This window comes from Nonomuraea sp. KM90 (assembly GCF_052246675.1).
Lineage (GTDB): Bacteria > Actinomycetota > Actinomycetes > Streptosporangiales > Streptosporangiaceae > Nonomuraea.
This window is the reverse complement of record NZ_JBQQCB010000008.1, coordinates 138,396-155,587: the sequence shown is the minus strand read 5'-3', so window position 1 is coordinate 155,587 and position 17,192 is coordinate 138,396. Positions and strand designations below refer to the sequence as shown.

Here is a 17,192-nt window from a genome sequence, read left to right as displayed (position 1 = left end):
CGGGTGGGAGGCGCTTTGCTGTCCGGAGTACTTAGTCCGATTAGAGGCGAAAGGTGCCCGATCATGCGTGATTAGGCCCTCGTCGATCGGCGTAAGCCGGGATACATTCACGTTAATTTGCCCTCTCTTATTCCCCGAGTAGACCGAAGGAGAGAGGCATGAGAGCGAGAACCGCGATCGCGGCCCTTACAGCTGCGGCGATCCTCATGCCGGCGGCCGCCGCGCAAGCCTCCGGGACCGCGGGCGCCGCGGCCCCGCCGCCGGACGACCAGTTCCAGAAGGTGACGCTCAACGACAACCCGGGCGAGCCGATGGACCTGGCGGTGTTACCGGATTCGAGGGTCCTGCACACCACCAGGCCCGGCGAGGTCTGGTTACACGATCCCAAGACCGGCCTCAACACGTTGGCCGCCCGCCTCGACGTCTACCAGCACGACGAGGAGGGCCTCCAGAGCATCGCCCTCAGCCCCGGCTTCGGCAAGGGCTCCAAGAAGGACGACTGGGTCTACCTCTACTACTCGCCCCCGCTCGACACCCCCGTCGACGACCCGGCCACGCCGGACGTGAACGAGGGCGACGCCCCGTTCACCGGCACGCCGCAGGACTTCGCGCCCTTCAAGGGCCTGATCCGGCTGTCCCGCTTCCGCTTCACCGGCGCCACCATCGACCTGCGCACCGAGCAGCGCATCCTCGACGTGCCGGTGGACCGCGGCATCTGCTGCCACGTCGGCGGGGACATCGTCTTCGACGCCGCGGGCAACCTCTACCTGTCCACCGGCGACGACACGAACCCGTTCTTCTCCGACGGCTTCACCCCGATCGACGAGCGGCCCGACCGGAACCCCGCCTTCGACGCCCAGCGCAGCTCCGGCAACACCAACGACCTGCGGGGCAAGATCCTGCGCATCAGCGTGCGGGCCGACGGCTCCTACACGATCCCCCGCGGCAACCTCTTCCGGCCCGGCACGGCGCGTACGCGGCCGGAGATCTACGCGATGGGCCTGCGCAACCCGTTCCGGATCGAGCTGAACCGCTCCACCGGCGAGTTGTACGTCGGCGACTACTCGCCCGACCAGCGGGAGGCCGATCCCCAGCGCGGCCCGTCGGGCACCGGCAAGTGGACGGTCATCCGCAAGGCCGGGAACTACGGCTGGCCGTACTGCGCGACGGCGCGGCTGCCGTACGTGGACTACGACTTCGCGACCGGCGCGTCGGGTGCGGCGTTCAACTGCGCGGCCCCGGTCAACGAGTCGCCGCGCAACACGGGCCTGCGCGAGCTGCCTCCGGTCACGCAGCCGGACGTGTGGTACTCGTACGGGCCGTCACCCGAGTTCCCCGCGCTGGGCACCGGCGGGATCGGGCCGATGGCCGGGCCCGCGTACGAGTTCGACCCGGCTGACACGCGCGGCCGCGCCCCCGTGGCCTGGCCGAGGTACTACGACGGCGTGCCGCTCTTCTACGAGTGGACCCGCGACTACGTCAAGGCGTTCCACCGGGACGGGCGGATCGAGGACGTGCTGTCCTCGTTCGTCTTCGACAACCCGATGGACCTGGAGTTCGGCCCCGACGGCGCGCTCTACGTGCTGGAGTACGGCGACGGCTTCTTCAGCGAGAACCCGGACGCCCAGCTCTCCCGGATCGACTACATCGGATACACCGGCAACCACTCGCCGATCCCGGCGGCCCAGGCGTCGGTGACGGCCGGCCACGCGCCGCTCACCGTCAACTTCACCAGCACCGGCACGAGCGACCCCGACGGCGACCGGCTCCGCTACGCGTGGGACTTCAACGCCGACGGCAGGGTCGACTCGCGCAGCCCCTCGGGGTCGTACACCTACCGGGAGAACGGCCTCTACAACGCCACGCTGCGGGTCACCGACCCCGACGGCATGTCGGCGGCCACGTCCGTGCGGATCGTGGTCGGCAACGCCGCGCCGGTCGTGGAGCTGGTCCGGCCGGTCAACGGGCAGCAGTTCACGTTCGGCGACGTCGTCGAGTTCGAGGTGCGCGTCACCGACGACCAGCCGGTGAACTGCGCCAACGTGACCGTGGACTACATCCTCGGCCACGCCGACCACGGCCATCCGCAGACCACGGCCCGCGGCTGCACGGGCTCCATCCAGACCACCGTCCCCAGCGGGCACGACCCGGAGACGGACGACCTCACCGGCGTCTTCGTCGCCAGCTACACCGACCCCGGCACCGGCGGCCTGCCGCCGCTGACCGGCAGCACCCAGGTGGTGCTCCAGCCCACGAGTTAGGAGATCCCATGTGTTACGGCTACGGCCCCAGCAGGCGCTCCCTGCTGGCCGCGGGCCTCGGGTTAGGCGCGGCCGCCCTGGCCGCCGCCTCCCCGGCCGCCGCGGCGTCGACGGGCCACCCGCGCGGGGAGCGCGTCCCGCCGGGCCAGATCAGCATCCAGCTCTGGACCGTACGTGACGACCTCGCCCAGAACTACGACACCACGCTCGCCTACCTGGCCGAGATCGGATACCCGAAGGTCGAGCTCGCGCTCGGCTACTTCGGCCGCACGGCGAGTCAGCTGCGCGAGTTCCTCGACGGGCTCGGCCTCGAGGCCAGCTCCAGCCACGACGGCATCAGCCCCGATGACGCCGCGCTGGAGACGAAGATCGAGAACGCGCTGACCCTCGGCCAGACGTACATGGTCGTGCCCTATCTGAACTCCACCAGCCTGGACGAGTGGAAGGGCTGGGCCGAGCGGATGAACGTCGAGGCGCGGGCCGCCCGGTCGGCCGGCCTGCGCTACGGCTACCACAACCACGCCCACGAGTTCACGACCGACCTCGGCGGCGGGAAGACGCCGTGGGACGTGCTCACCGCCGAGCTCGACCCGCGCCTGGTCCACCTGGAGATCGACATCTACTGGGCGGTCACCGGCGGCGTCGGGCGCGGCGCCCGCGACCCGGTGAAGTTCGCGATCGACGTCATCCGCAGGGCGCCGCAGCGCGTGCTGCAGTACCACGTCAAGGACCGGCACCTGGACGGCGACATGGCCGACCTCGGCACCGGGACGATCGACTTCCGCCGCGTCTTCGACGCGCACCGCGTGCGGGAGTACATCGTGGAGAACGACACCCCTGACGTGACGCCCCGGCAGACCTCGGAGGTCGGCTACCGCTACCTGCGCAAGCTGCGGTTCTAGCGCGGTGCCCCGCCGGGCCCGGTCCGGGCCCGGCGGGTGCGCAGCCGTACGGGGCCGAACAGGCCGGTGGTGCGCTGTCCGGGGAAGACGAAGTGGGTCGGGCTGACCTCGTCGAAGTACGGCGCCAGCGTGCCGAGCACCAGGATCTCGACCGTGTTGACCCCCTCCGCCAGCTCCACCTCGAACGTGTACGGCGAGCACACCCGCACCCCGCACGCCCGCCCGTTCACCGTCACCTCGGCCGTGCCCCGGACCCGCCCCAGGTCCAGCACGCCCGGCCCGGCTGCGTCGGCGGAAACGGTGGTGCGGTACCGGACGCCGCCGCTGTACCCGGCCAGGCCGCGCTCCTCCCAGTTCCCGAGCCGCATCCGCCCGGGCCCGCAGGTGAACCGGACGGGCCCGGCGAACGCCGCCCCCGCCTGCGCTCCCGGCACCGTGGCGACACGCAGCTCGATCGTCCCCGGCAACTTCCCGCGCACCTCCACGTCGCCGCCCACCTCGATGCCGGTCGCCCCCGGCGGCGGGTCCAGGAGGAACGTCTCGGTCCGCGGGCGGGCGCCGGGGACGGCGAAGACGGCGGGCAGGGCGGCCGGGCGGCCGTCGAGCCAGCCCGCCTCCGGCAGCGGGTGCGGGCGGGGGCGCAGGTAGAGGGCGGCGGGGTCGCCGTGCTGGCGGCGGCGCACCCGGGGACCGGGCGACCAGCCAGGACCGGAGACCGCGAGACCGTCGACCAGCACCCAGCCGTCCGACTCGATCCTGATCATGTTGTCGCCCGGGCGCAGCACGTGGGACACGTCATACCTGCGCACCCGGGGGATGTCCGCCTCGGCGTAGGGGTCGAAACCGCCCTGCCGGCCCACTTCCGTGCCGTTGACCAGCACCCGGCAGGCCGCGGTGGAGGCCACCTGCAACAGCTCCGGCGGCTCCGCTCCGGCGCGCACGACGGTCTCCAGCGGCGTGCCGGCGATCCACTCGGGGCGGACGGCGTCGTCGGGGTCGGCCACCAGGCACACGTAGGCCCGCAGGTCGAGCTCCTCGTCCGGCACGAGCAGCAGCTCGACCAGATGCTCGCCGGGCGCGAGGGGCGAGAGCGCGACGGCGGCGTAACCGCGGTCGGCGAGCGGCTGCCGCTCACCGTCGAGCCAGAGGGTCTTCGCCGCTCCCGCCCCGATGGCCGGCCAGGCGGGCGGGCCGGGCGGCACGGTGAGCACGGTGCGGAAGCGGGCCTCGACGCCCGCCCCGACGCGGCCGAACGCCAGGAACTCCATGGGCACGTGCCCCTTCGGCCCGAGCGTCTCCCGATGGACGGGGTCCTTGCGCAGCCCCCGGGAGGCCGACCACACCGAGGGCGTCCACGGGCCGTCGCCCGTCCGCTGCTCGCCCCTGGGCCCGAACGTCACGTCCACCCGTTCCCCGCCGGGCGTCCGCAGCGTCCAGCACTCGACGCCGGACCCGCCGACGCCGGACCCGCCGACGCCGGACCCGCCGAAATCGGACCCGCCGAAATCGGACCACGTGTCGTCCAGGGTGGGCACCAGCTCGACGTCCCACTCGTCCCCGAGATCGACCTCCACCGGGAGCGGCTCGGGCGGCGGGGCGGGCTCGGCGGTCGTGCCGTCGAACACCAGCAGCGCGGCCGGCCCGTCGTCGAACGGCACGACGACCTCCACGTCGTCCCCGTCACGCGTGTGCGGCAGCGGCCGGGGCTCGCCCCCGCCGAAGAGGCGGGCCAGCAGCGGGGTGCCCGATACGCCCCTGACGGTGATCCGCATGTCGCGGGCGTACCGGGCGGGGTCGAAGTCGATGACGGCGTCCAGCCAGCCGAGCTCGACGCCGCGCTCCTCGGGCCGTCCCACGCCGATCCTGCTGGCCATGGGGTGCGCCGCCGTGAGGAACACCAGCGTGGTGTCGCCCACCTCGCGCACCAGCGCGGGCACCGGCGCCTCGACCCGGCGGGGCAGCCCGGCCAGCGCCTCGCCGAGCCGGTCCGGGGCGGCCACGTAGGAGGCCAGGCCGCGCAGGGAGTCGGGCAGCGTGCCGACGGCGACGAGCAGCCCGCCGTGCGCGGCGAACTCGGCCAGCCGGGCGGCGACGTCCTCGTCGAGGGTCGTGACGGCGGGCAGGACGATCGCGCGGTACGCCTCGGTGGACACGGCCAGCCGCCCGTCCGCGACCGCCGCCCGGCGCACCGAGTCGTCGTCGATCACGTCGGCGTCCAGGCACAGCCGGTCGAGCACGCCGGGCACGGTGGCGAACCAGGCCATGTCGCCCACGATCTCCCGGTAGACCTCCTGCGCCCGCGCGGCGGCCGGGTCCACCCGGTCGAGGCCGGTGCCGGATTGGGCGGTGGCCGTGGGCAGCAGGACCGCGACGTCGCAGGCGTGCCGCCCCTGGGACAGCGCGGCGCACAGCCGGGTGACGGCGTCGGCGAAGACCCGGTGGTGCTGCCAGTACGGCTGCCGCCAGTCGGTGGACGGCGGCGCCCATTCCCACCAGCCGCGCCGGGTCGTGTAGTAGACCGCGTGCGGGTTGTACAGCGTCGCCCCGGCCCGCAACCAGGGCAGCAGCCAGTCGAGGGTCTCCTCCAGGGTGCCGCCCCAGCCGCTGGAGTGGAACGCCTCGATCCAGGTGCGCGGCCGCCCGTACAGGTGGGCGAGGGAGGCGTGCAGGCGGGCGTCGCCGTGGTGGTCGGAGCCGGGCGCGCCGAACCAGCGGTGGGTGCGCGCGTAGTCGGCGTAGAGCTGCACGCCCTCCACCGGGTGCCCGGCGCGGGCCGGGTCCTGCTGGTCGCAGCCGTTCAGCAGGCCGTGCCGCTCGTGCCACTCGGCCAGCGGCCGGAAGAACGCCTCCTCGGCCAGCTCGGCGCGGGTCCGCTGGTACGCCCGCCAGTCCGGGTCGCCGAGCGAGAACTCCGCGCCCCGGCGGGCCCGGTACTCCTCGGCGAAGCGGGCGGACCAGGTGGGCAGGGTGGGCAGCTCGTCCTGGAACGACCCGGCGATCACCCGCCCGAACCACTTCCCGACCCGCCGCTCGAACTCGCCGTGCACCCGGTCCAGCAGCACCGCGCACGCCTCGGGCGAGAGGTAGTCGAACCCGCGCAGCGACACGGACCCGTCCGGGGCCAGCCACTGCCCGGCGAACTCCGGGCGTTCGACCACCAGCCGGGCCTGCAGGTCCGCGCCGGAGAAGCCGAGCTGGTCGTAGAACCACAGGTACGCGCCCAGCTCGTACGCGTCGGCGCACACCCCGTCGAGCAACTCCCACCACGCCTCCGACAGGAACGGCGGGTCGTCGGCGTCCGCCCCGAACGTCGGCCCCGAGGGCGCGAGGTTCAGGATGACCAGGTTGTGCACGCCCCCGGCGACCAGGCGCTCCATCTGCCAGCGCAGCCGGTCCCGGCGCAGCGGCTCGCCGCTCCACCACCAGATGGCCGCCGGGGAGTACTGACGGGGCGGCTCCCTGAGCAGGTCGAGCACGTTCATCCCTTGAGTCCGGTGGAGAAGCCCTTGATGACGTAGCGCTGCAGGGCCAGGAAGACCAGCACGATCGGCAGCGCGCCGAGCACGAGGCCGGCGAAGACCAGGCCGTGCTGGGAGACGTACTGGCCGACGTAGGCGAAGACGCTGACCGGGACCGTCTCGAAGCCGGAGCCGCCGAGGTAGACCAGCGGGGTGAAGAAGTCGTTCCAGATGAAGACGGCGTTCAGGATCAGCACCGTGCCGGTGATGGGGCGCAGCAGCGGGAAGACGACGCGGGTGAAGGCCACGAAGTGGGTGGCGCCGTCGATCTGGGCGGCGCTGGCGTAGTCGCGGGGCAGCGCCCTGATGAACCCGGTGTAGAGGAACACCGTGAACGGGAGCTGGATGCCGGTGTAGAAGAGGATCATCCCGGCGTGCGTGCCGATCAGCCCCAGGTCGGTCACCAGCTCGTAGAGCGGGATCATGCCGAGCTGGAACGGCAGCACGATGCCCAGCAGGAACAGCACGTACAGGCCGTACCCGAGGCGGGTCTGCACCCGGGCCAGGAAGTAGGCGGCGAACGAGCCGAGCGCGATCAGGGCGACCAGGCTGACCACCGTGATCACCGTGCTGTTCATCAGGGACGGGCCGAGCGCGGCCAGCGACCACGCGTCGGCGAAGTTGCCGAACGTGGGCGGGTTCGGCAGCGCCAGCGGCGACTGGGAGATCTGCGCCGGATCCTTCATCGACAGGGAGACCAGCGTGTAGACGGGGAACAGGAACGCCACCGCCACCGCGATCATCACGATCTCCAGCAGGAAGGTCCTTCTCACGCCGTCACCTCCCGGCCGCGCAGGTAATAGACCTGTACGAGGGACACCGCGGCCACGAACAGGGCCAGCACCAGCGCGATCGCCGTGCTGTAGCCGAACTTGCCGAACACGAACGCCTGCTTGTAGAGCACGGTGGACAGCGTCTCCGTGGCGTAGCCGGGGCCGCCGTTCGTGGCGGCGAAGATCTGGTCGAAGAGCTTGAGCCCGCCGATCGTGGACAACATCAGGTTGATCGTCACGGCGGGGGCGAGCAGCGGCCAGGTGACGTAGCGGAAGCGCTGCCAGGTGCCCGCGCCGTCGATCATGGCCGCCTCGTGCAGCTCCTTGGGCACCCCCTCCAGCCCGGCCAGGAAGATGACCATGGAGTATCCGGCGTACTGCCAGACCACCATGCCGGCGATCGACCACAGCGCCATCGACGGGTCGCCGAGCCAGTCCACCTCCAGGCCGAGCAGGCCGTTGAGCCCGGCGGCCGGGTCGGGGTTGTAGATGTACTTCCACAGGAACGCCACCATGACCGGGCTGACCACGACCGGCGCGAAGAAGATCACCCGCAGCAGCGCCCGGCTCTTCAGCTTCGCGTGCACGCCGAGGGCCAGCAGCAGGCCGACGCCGTTCTGCACGGCCACGATCGCCACGGTGAGCAGCAGCGTGTTGCCGATGGAGCCCATGGCCTGCTCGTCGCCCAGCAGCGTGCGGAAGTTGGCCAGGCCGACGAACGACATGTCCTGGCCGATCCCGCTCCAGTCCGTGAACGCGTAGACCACGCCGCTGACCGCGGGATAGAGCACCACCAGCGCGTACACCACGAGGGCGGGCGCGGCGAACAGCCAGGGCGGGGCCGCGGCGCTGAAGCGCCGCCGCGCCGCACGTGCGGGCCGGGCACGGGAGGCGGTCAGCGGGGTCACTTCTGGTACGCCTCGTCCATCTTCTTCAGGGCCTCGTCGATCGTGGACCGGCCGGCCAGCAGCTCCTGGATCACCGCGAAGTGCACGGGCTGCACCTCGGCGTTGGGCCAGCGCTGGTCCATGAAGGGCACGGCCCGGTCCTTGGTGAACGGCAGGAACGACTGCACGGCCGGGTCGATGGTCGAGGAGGCGTCCTGGGTGAGCGGGATGGCGGCGATCGCCTTGGCCCAGGCGTTGATGTTCTCCTGCTTGCCTAGGAAGTCGAGGAACGCCTTGGCCTCCTCCACGTTCTTGCCCTTGGCGCTGGCCCCGAGCCCGACGACGACGCCGGCGGGGATCCACACCGAGGCCGCGTCGTCGGCGCCCGGCAGGGGGAACATCGACAGGTCGTCGGGGGAGGAGGCGGCCTTGCGGAAGTCCGGCAGCACGGCCGACACCTGCACGGCCATGGCGGCCTTGCCGGTGGCCACCATGGAGGTCTGCTGCTCGAACGTGGTGCCGTTGGGCTTGTCGTTGAAGAAGCCGCGCTTCTGCAGCTCCAGGTACATCTCCATGGCCTGGCGCCAGCCGGACTGCGCGAACGTGGTCTGCCCGGCGAGCTGCTTGTCGTCGAACGTGGGGTCCTTGGCGTAGACGGTGGAGGGCACCAGCGCGTACGTGATGAGCTGGGTGACCCACGGCGTCTGCGCGCCCAGCGCGATCGGCACGATCCCGGCCTTCTTCAGCTTGTCGCAGACCGCGAGGAACTCGGTCCACGTCGTCGGCGGCGCGTCGATGCCCGCCTGCTCGAACGCCTTCTTGTTGTAGACCGCCCCGATGACCGACGAGCCCGCCGAGTAGATGTAGGTCTTGCCGTCGAGCTGGAAGGCGGGCTTGAACCCCGCGGGGATCGTCTGGGTCCACGCCTGGGCCGACAGGTCGGCCAGCAGCCCGGCCTTGGCGATCTGGCTCATGGACATGGCGCTGCCGTTGCCCGGGTACACGACGTGCAGGTCGGGGGCGTTGCCGGCGCCGAGCTGGGTGCGTACGGAGGTCTGCACCTGGTCGGTGGGGGCGTAGGACGCGGTGAGCCGCACCGTGGGCTTGACCTTCTGGTAGGCGGTCACCAGCTCGTCCATCGGCGTCTTCTGGTCGGCCACGCCGATGAACTTCAGCTCGGTCGTGGCCTGCCCGCCACCGGTCGTGGCCGTGGTCTCGGGGCGGGTCGAACACGCGGTGGCGGCCGCGGCCACGGCCAAACCGCCCATCATGCGAAGGAACTGGCCGCGACTCACCCGGGCGTCGTGCAGCAGGTCGGTCATGCTACGTCTCCTAAGATCCGATCCCCCGAGGAACAGCAATGCGAACGTTTTAATGAAGGCCGGCCGGAAGCGCTCGGCGCGCTCCCCGTGACTGGATTGTTAAGTTAACAATCAATCTTGTTAAAAGTGGTAGATGTGGGGAGGGTATGAGTCGCCCGAGACGGGTGTCAAGGGTAGGATGCGCAGCCGTCCGAGAGGGTGGAGACCCAGAGTGAATTCCCGGCAGCAAACCTCCAGCAGGTCAGCGCGCTGGCATGGCATGGCCGAGCACATCGTGCGGCAGGGCTCCGCCTCCGTCACGGAGCTCGCCGAGAGCTTCGGGGTCAGCGTGATGACCGTCCACCGTGATCTCGACGAGCTGGAGCGCCAGGGCATGGTGCGCAAGGTCCGCGGCGGCGCCACCGCCCAGGCCAGCAACGTGTGGGAGAGCAACATCGCCTACCGGCTCAAGGCGCACACGGCCGAGAAGGACGCCATCGCGCGCCTGGTCACGGAGCTGATCGAGCCGGGCAGCTCGGTCATGCTCGACGACTCCACGACCGCGCTGGCCGTGGCCCGCCACCTGGCCGAGGTGGGCCCGCTGACGGTGGTGACGAACTTCCTGGAGGCGATCAGGCTGCTGGCCGGCAGCCCCGACGTCCGGCTCATCGCGCTGGGCGGCGAATATCACGCCAGCCACGACTCCTTCCTCGGGCTCGGCTGCGTGGACGCGGTCGAGGCGGTCAGCACGGACGTGGTCGTGGTCTCCACCTCGGCCATCTCCGAGAAGTACGCCTTCCACCAGGAGCAGGAGATCGTGCTGGTGAAGCGGGCGATGCTGCGCGCCGGCGCCCGGCGCATCCTGGCCGTGGACGGCTCCAAGCTGGCCCGGGTGGCGCTGCACCGGGTCGCGCCGCTCGACGACTTCGACGTCGTCGTGGTCGACGCCAACGCTCCGGGCGATCTCCTCCAGCGGCTGCGCGACCACCACGCGGACGTTCGGGTCGCCCAGTTGTAACGCTAATCGGCGTGATTTGTAACTTGCATCTTGTTAAGAGGTTGCCTGCTTGCTACAAAGTGAGGGCTTTCGCCCCCCAGCTTAGGAAGCAACATGCGCCCTCCCTCGCGCCGATCGTTCCTCGGCCTCGGCAGCGCCGCGCTCGCCCTGGCCTTCACCACCGACCTGGCCGACCCGTGGACGGCACGGGCCGGCGTGAAGGGCGACGACCCCTTCCGGGCCGGCTATCCCTTCCGGTTGGGCGTCGCCTCCGGTGATCCGCTGCCCGACCGGGTGATCCTCTGGACGCGGCTGGCGGCCGACCCGTTGGAGCCGCTCGGCGGGCTGCCGTACGCGAGGATCAGGGTCGACTGGGAGATCGCGGAGGACGAGGCGTTCACCCGGCGCGCCCGCCACGGCTCCACCTGGGCCACCCCCGAGTACGGCCACTCCGTCCACGTGGACGCCAAGGGCCTGCGGCCGGGCCGCGAATACTTCTACCGCTTCCGCGCCGGCGGCGAGACCAGCCCCGTCGGCCGCACCAAGACGGCGCCCGCGCCCGGGAGCAGCCCCGAGGCGCTGCGCCTGGCCTTCGCCTCGTGCGCGCTGTGGCAGGACGGCTACTACAGCGCCTACCGCCACCTCGCCGAGGAGGAGCCCGACGTGGTCTTCCACCTCGGGGACTACATCTACGAGTACGGCATCGTGCCCACCGGCGGCCTGCGGAACACGCCGGTGCCCGAGCAGTTCCGGGTGCAGTGCGACACCCTCGACCGCTTCCGCGTCCAGTACGGCCTCTACAAGAGCGACCCCGACCTCCAGGCCGCGCACCACCGCGCGCCGTGGATCGTCACCTGGGACGACCACGAGGTGCTCGACAACTGGGCGGGCCCGAACGGCCCCGGCGGCGAGGTGACCGAGCAGGACTACCTGGTCATCCGGGCCAACGCCTTCCGCGCCTTCTGGGAGAACATGCCGGTCCGGGTGCCGGAGGTGCAGGGGCCGGACGCCCGGATCTACCGCAGGTTCGCCTTCGGCGACCTCGCCGAGTTCAACGTGCTCGACACCCGGCAGTACCGCGACGACCAGGTCTGCGGCGACGGCCAGCAGGTGGACTGCGCCGAGCGGCTCGACCCGGCCAGGCAGATGCTCGGCGCCGAGCAGGAGAAGTGGCTGCTCGACGGCCTGGACGCCTCCCGCGCCAGGTGGAACGTCCTGGCCCAGCAGATCGCCATGATCCAGCTCGACTACGACCCGGGCCCGGCGCAGCGGCTCAGCATGGACCTCTGGGACGGCTACAAGGCGGCCAAGGACCGCGTGCTCAACGGCATGGTCGAGCGCCAGGTGAGCAATCCCGTGGTGCTCACCGGCGACCTCCACTACAACCTGGCCGGCGAGCTGCGGACGAACTTCGACGACCCGGCCTCGCCCGCGATCGGCGTGGAGTTCGTCGGCACGTCCGTCAGCAGCGGCGGCAACGGCAACGCGAACACGGGCCTGCCGCCGGGCGGCAGCGACCCGGTCAACCCGCATCTCCGGTTCTCCAGCTACCAGCGCGGCTACGTCTCGTGCGAGGTCACCAGGAGTCAGTGGCGGGCCGACTTCAAGGTCGTCCCGTACGTGGACCGGCCCGGCGCCCCGGTCTCCACCAGGGCGAGCCTGGTCACCCTCGACGGCGTCCCCGGCCTGCAAGCGCTCTAGGAAGGAACGACCATGCGCCACCTCACCGCCGCGCTCGCCATGGCCGCCCTGGTCATCGCCACCACCGGCGCCGCCAGGCCAGGGGACGTGACCCCGATCGCCGGGGCCGACCGTTTGATCGCCCCGCTCGGCGTGGACCCCGCCTGCCCCGCCAAGATCGAGATCGGCATGCGCAGCGACGCGAAGAAGCCCCAGTACGCCACCATGAACGTGGAGATCGACCCGCCGCTGACCGCCTCCCGCTCCATGCTGACCAGCTACCTGCCGCCCGGCTACGAGCTCGGCGCGAAGCTGCTGGTCGCCGTCCCGCCCGGGGCCACGGAAGGCGAGTACGGCCTGCGCCTGCGCACCCCGGCCCGGACGTTGTCGGTGCCGGTCGAGGTCGTGCCCGTGGACCGGCTCGACAACGGCGGCAACTTCGCGCTCCGCCGCCCGGTCACCGCCTCCTCCCAGCACGTCAACGCCAACTACCCGCCCTGCAGCATCGCCGACGGCGACCGCTCGTCCAACGGCTGGGCCGGCGGCAACGGCTGGAACGACGCCACCGGCCGGGCCTGGCCGGACACCGTGGCGATCGCGCTGGGCGGCACCCGGCAGGTCTCCCGGGTGGACCTGTACACGCTGGACACCGAACGCTACCCGGCCGCGACCTTCGGGCTGCGGGACTGGGACGTGCAGGCGCAGGTGGGCGGCCAGTGGCAGACGGTCGCGCAGGTACGCGGCAACACCGCGGGCAACGCGCGCTCCGACTTCGCCCCCGTCGGCGCCGACGCGGTCCGCATCGTCGCCCTGGCCTCGAACGGGGCCAACGACTACACCCGGATCATCGAGGTGGAGGTCCGCTGACGGCTACGCCAAACGGCTCTTTCCGGCTGCCAAAATGTTCGTCGCAAAAGGACCGACACGCCGGACGATAACGGTCGTTGCTATCCCTTGTGGGCACTTTTCTCCATAACTCCGACATAAGAGGTCTTTGTCGGGTCGGGCCCCGCCTGAGGAGGAACATGTACCGCTCGCTCGGCATCGCCGTCATCGCGACCCTGGCCGTCATGGCGCGGCCCGCCTGGGCCGCGCCGCCGCAGGTCGACAACATCGCACACCGGGGCGGCTCCGCGCTCGCGCCAGAGAACACTATCGCGGCCTGCGAAGTGGCCCGGAAGCGGGGGGCCGATGTGTGCGAGTTCGACGTCCAGCAGACCAAGGACCACCGGCTCGTGCTCATGCACGACGAGACGCTGGCCCGTACGACCGACGTCGAGAAGGTCTTCCCCCGCCGGTCGCCGTGGCGGGTCTCCGACTTCACGCTCGCGGAGATCCAGCGGCTGGACGCCGGCTCGTGGTTCTCGCAGCGCTACCGGGGCGAGCGGGTGCCCACCCTCCTGGAGGCCCTCCAGAAGGTCCGCGGCACCGGGGCCAGGCTGCTCCTGGAGATCAAGCACGCCCCGCGCAGCCCGGACATCGACCGGCGGGTGGCCGCCGAGCTGCAGGAGAACCGCGAGTCATGGAGCGCCGACCGGCTGACCGTGCAGGCGTTCGGCTGGCCGTCGATGCGGGTGCTGAACGACATGGTGCCCGACGTCCCGATCGCGCTGCTCGGCAAGCCGCCCGCCGCCCGGCTGGCCGAGCTGGCCCGCTATGCCGACGGGATCACCCTCCCGCACGACGGCCTGACCACGCGATACGTCAAGAAGGTGCACGACCGGGGCATGCGGGTCTACACCTGGACGGCGGACCGCCCGGCCGTCATGGGGCGCCTGATCTCGTACGGGGTGGACGGCATCATGACCAACCGGCCCGACCGCCTGGCCGACGTCAAGCGGTACGCCCTTTGACACTCTGACAATCTTGCGCCGATTGCCAGGCTGCCACCCGGCGAAGAGAAGCAGGAGCAGATCCTCGTCGCGGCCCCGCTGGAGTTCGCCCGTGTTCGTCGGCCGGACAGGTAGATCGGCCGGTGAGACAGCGACGAGCTCTTCGCGGAGGTGAGCGCGGTAGCCCTGGAGCTGACGCGCTCGTCCGACGGCTGGACCATGCCATCCGCCACCCCAAAGCCCGCCCCGGTCGGTCCTTTAATTCGGATTGCCGATGATTATGCGGACCCTCCGAAAAGCGGTATCCCGTCCATTTGATCGCGAAAATTGGACGGCTTCACTGTGCGGCGTATGCTGGCGGTACGGTCGCGTGGCAGACGACGAGGACGGGGCCCACCTTGAGCGGAAAAGCCTTGGTCACAGGGGCTGGAGGCTTCATTGGTGGACATATGGTCAGGAGGCTACTGGATTCCAGTTACTCCGTAACAGGGGCCGACATCAAGCCGCTGGCGAATTGGTGGCAACGGTTCGACATTCGCAATGTCGTGGCGGATCTCAGAGATCCGGCCGTGTGCAGGGACCTCGCTCGTGACGTCGATGTGATTTATCATCTCGCTGCCGACATGGGTGGCATCGCCTACATCAGCAGAAACGACTGGGATTGCGCCTCATCCGTGGTGATGACGGTCAACTTGTTGCGGGCTGCCATCGAAGGCGAGGTGCGGTCTTTCGTCTACGCCTCCTCCGCCTGCGTCTATCCCGCGATACTGCAGGGCCTCACCCCGTCGCCGCTGAGCGAGGAGCTGGCGCATCCGATTGACCCGGAAGGAGGGTATGGCTGGGAGAAGCTGTTCTCCGAGCGATTATGTCGCTATGCGGCCCGATCCAGCGATCTCGGAGTCAGGATGGTCCGGCTGTTCAACGTCTACGGACCGCACGGCTCCTGGCGCGGAGGCAGGGAGAAGGCTCCGGCCGCCATCTGCCGTAAGGTCGCCGAAGTGGCCCTGGGAAGGTCGGACCACGTTGTGGTGTGGGGCACGGGTGCGCAGCTCAGGAGCTTCCTCTATATCGACGACTGTGTACGTGGGCTGGCCGCGGCGGCCGAGTCGGGCGATGCCGAACCGACGAACTTGGCGAGCAGCGAACTCGTGACCGTGGCGGAGCTGGCGAAGCTCGTCTCGGCAGTGGCCGGCCTGGAGGCGCCCTTTCGGTACGACGAAGCGCAACCCACTGGCGTACACGCCCGAGTCCCTGACATCTCCCGTGCAGCACGGCGGCTGGGCTGGCAGCCTTCGGTCTCTCTCCTGGACGGCATTCGATTCACGTACCGGTGGATTCACGATCAGGTAGGTCAATCGAGTGCCGCGGATACACGACAGGTTCTTGCAGGGAAACGACGGAGATAGAGCAACGATGAACTTGCTGCGGATCGCGAAGGAACTGGAAGAGGTGCTGGCCGAGGCGCCCACCGGCCGGGTGGCCGATGTGCGGGTGACGCGGGCGACCGACAATCCACAGACCAATATGGACAAGAGCATAGACGCCTACCTGGCCGAAGCGCTGCCGGCGATCCTGGATGTGCCGATAATGTCCGAAGAGGATCCGGGCAGGGTTCTGGGGCGTTCGGGCCTGTGCTGGATCGTCGATCCGATCGACGGGACCATCAATGTCATCGCCGGGGCCGGAGATTTCGCGATCTGCGTGTCGTTGGTGAACGCGGCGACCCTGCAGTCGTTGATCGGCATGGTCTACCTGCCTCGTTTGACGCAGCTTTTCAAGGCCGTGGCCGGTGAGGGGGCATACCAGAACGGCGATTTGTTGGACAAACGCGCCATCGTCGGCGAGAGTCCGCCCGCCGTTCAACGGATTGCCGCATTCGGAGTTCCCAAAGACGGGCAGGCGGTGGCCCGCCGCATGTCCGACGCCCTGCACAACCTCTTCGCCACGGGCTGGGTCACTCGGCAGCAGGGCGCTGCCTCCGTGGACATCTGCCGGGTGGCGACAGGGTCCTGGGCGGCCTTCTTCGAGTACGGGTTGATGTATTGGGACTTCGCGGCCGCGGCCTTGGTCGCATCGGAGGCCGGCTGTTCGGTGTACGCCGTTCCGTGCGAGACCGGCCCGGCGGACATCGTCCCCATCGAGTTCGACCTCGTGGTGGCCCGGACGCCGGAACTGCTCGCGGAAGTCATGACCGCGGTCAACCTCCGGCCGCAGGACGGCATGCGTGAGGGGCGATGACCACTGCCAGCCTGATCCTTTCCGTGGTCGGCGTCTTACCTGTCGCCGCGGCGGTCTGGTATTGGCTGGAGCGCTTCCAGCGGGGGCGCAGGCTCCTGCAGTTCTCCCGTACCGCGCCCATCGATCTGGTCCTGACGACCTCGTCGGTGACCGAGGCCGTACACGGGGTGCCCGCCAGTCGCCCGCTGACGGGATATGGACAGGTGCGTGCGGTGGCGAGCTGCGTACGTGCACTGGCCTCGCTCTACCCTCGCAAGAACGTGAACATCCATCTCAGCGGGTTCATCCGTAACCGGCTCGACCGGGACCTCGTGATCCTCGGAGGACCGGCCAAGAACGAGGCGGCCGTGGCCATGCTGGACGACTTCCTGCTGGTGCACGATCTACAGCGCTTCTCCTTCGACGACGTGGCCGACACCCTGGAGATCGCCGACCACGACGGAAGAAGGTTCGAGGTCAAGGACTTCGATCCGCACATCGCCGACGGATATCCGGCCACCGACCACGGCTTGATCATCGTCACGTACCACTATGGGCAGAGTGGCCGGCGTTACCGGTCCATCCTGTGCGCAGGGTTCACCACATATGGCACAGCGGCGACCGCGGACTATCTGTTCGGCGACCTGGTTCGGCTGTCCACGCGGAAGTTCGTCAAACGCACCGGGATCCGGTGCGCGCGGCGCTCTCGTGCCTTCGTGGTCATCGTTTCGGCCAGGTTCTCGCGAGGGGAGTGCACGGAAGTGCGTCTCGTTTTCGGTCAGGCGTTGCGGAGGCGCGAAGAAGCGAGATGATTCCCCTTTTCG

Annotated in this window: 13 protein-coding genes; 9 read left to right on the top strand and 4 right to left on the bottom strand. The window is 70.1% G+C overall.

Annotation, left to right across the window (positions count from 1 at the left end; all coding sequences use genetic code 11):
- The first annotated feature begins 158 nt into the window (after window positions 1–158).
- Both ACTWPW_RS12310 and ACTWPW_RS12305 read left to right on the top strand, forming a co-directional pair.
- Entirely contained in the window at window positions 159–2,261 is a 2,103-nt protein-coding gene (locus ACTWPW_RS12310; protein ID WP_375110898.1) for a PQQ-dependent sugar dehydrogenase, read from the top strand.
- Between the two features lie 8 nt (window positions 2,262–2,269).
- Window positions 2,270–3,163 (top strand): sugar phosphate isomerase/epimerase family protein, encoded by an 894-nt coding sequence (locus tag ACTWPW_RS12305; protein WP_375110899.1) that lies wholly within the window; start codon window positions 2,270–2,272, stop codon window positions 3,161–3,163.
- Here ACTWPW_RS12305 and ACTWPW_RS12300 read toward each other — a convergent pair.
- From ACTWPW_RS12300 to ACTWPW_RS12285, 4 genes are read right to left on the bottom strand one after another with little or no spacing between them, the layout of a single operon-like run.
- A complete protein-coding gene (locus ACTWPW_RS12300; protein WP_443168764.1) occupies window positions 3,160–6,645 on the bottom strand; it encodes a hypothetical protein in 3,486 nt (1,161 codons plus the stop codon). The two genes, ACTWPW_RS12305 and ACTWPW_RS12300, sit on opposite strands and share 4 nt — an antisense overlap.
- Window positions 6,642–7,454 (bottom strand): carbohydrate ABC transporter permease, encoded by an 813-nt coding sequence (locus tag ACTWPW_RS12295; protein WP_443168763.1) that lies wholly within the window; start codon window positions 7,452–7,454, stop codon window positions 6,642–6,644. Before ACTWPW_RS12295 ends, ACTWPW_RS12300 begins: the two co-directional genes overlap by 4 nt.
- The gene (locus ACTWPW_RS12290) at window positions 7,451–8,362 is read right to left on the bottom strand and encodes a carbohydrate ABC transporter permease (RefSeq protein ID WP_443168762.1); all 912 of its coding nucleotides are present in this window, start codon (window positions 8,360–8,362) and stop codon (window positions 7,451–7,453) included. Before ACTWPW_RS12290 ends, ACTWPW_RS12295 begins: the two co-directional genes overlap by 4 nt.
- Window positions 8,359–9,663, bottom strand: a complete 1,305-nt coding sequence (locus ACTWPW_RS12285) for an extracellular solute-binding protein (protein WP_375110903.1) — start codon at window positions 9,661–9,663, stop codon at window positions 8,359–8,361. Before ACTWPW_RS12285 ends, ACTWPW_RS12290 begins: the two co-directional genes overlap by 4 nt.
- A 259-nt stretch (window positions 9,664–9,922) precedes the next feature.
- On the opposite strand from ACTWPW_RS12285, the gene ACTWPW_RS12280 reads away from it, so the two are divergent.
- The 7 genes from ACTWPW_RS12280 to ACTWPW_RS12250 all read left to right on the top strand — a co-directional run bounded on the left by ACTWPW_RS12280 (window position 9,923) and on the right by ACTWPW_RS12250 (window position 17,180).
- Window positions 9,923–10,660, top strand: a complete 738-nt coding sequence (locus ACTWPW_RS12280) for a DeoR/GlpR family DNA-binding transcription regulator (protein ID WP_443168761.1) — start codon at window positions 9,923–9,925, stop codon at window positions 10,658–10,660.
- 93 nt (window positions 10,661–10,753) lie between these two features.
- The gene (locus tag ACTWPW_RS12275; protein WP_375110907.1) at window positions 10,754–12,340 is read left to right on the top strand and encodes an alkaline phosphatase D family protein; all 1,587 of its coding nucleotides are present in this window, start codon (window positions 10,754–10,756) and stop codon (window positions 12,338–12,340) included.
- 12 nt (window positions 12,341–12,352) lie between these two features.
- Window positions 12,353–13,186, top strand: a complete 834-nt coding sequence (locus tag ACTWPW_RS12270) for a discoidin domain-containing protein (protein ID WP_375110908.1) — start codon at window positions 12,353–12,355, stop codon at window positions 13,184–13,186.
- Window positions 13,187–13,344: 158 nt separating this feature from the next.
- Window positions 13,345–14,172, top strand: a complete 828-nt coding sequence (locus tag ACTWPW_RS12265; RefSeq protein ID WP_375110909.1) for a glycerophosphodiester phosphodiesterase — start codon at window positions 13,345–13,347, stop codon at window positions 14,170–14,172.
- A gap of 293 nt (window positions 14,173–14,465) precedes the next feature.
- Window positions 14,466–15,557, top strand: a complete 1,092-nt coding sequence (locus ACTWPW_RS12260; protein WP_443168760.1) for an NAD-dependent epimerase/dehydratase family protein — start codon at window positions 14,466–14,468, stop codon at window positions 15,555–15,557.
- A 7-nt stretch (window positions 15,558–15,564) separates the two neighbouring features.
- Window positions 15,565–16,389: an inositol monophosphatase family protein gene (locus ACTWPW_RS12255; RefSeq protein WP_375110910.1), complete on the top strand. Its 825-nt coding sequence runs from the start codon at window positions 15,565–15,567 to the stop codon at window positions 16,387–16,389.
- Window positions 16,386–17,180, top strand: a complete 795-nt coding sequence (locus ACTWPW_RS12250) for a hypothetical protein (protein WP_443168759.1) — start codon at window positions 16,386–16,388, stop codon at window positions 17,178–17,180. The genes ACTWPW_RS12255 and ACTWPW_RS12250 overlap by 4 nt, the downstream gene beginning before the upstream one ends.
- Window positions 17,181–17,192: the final 12 nt, after the last annotated feature.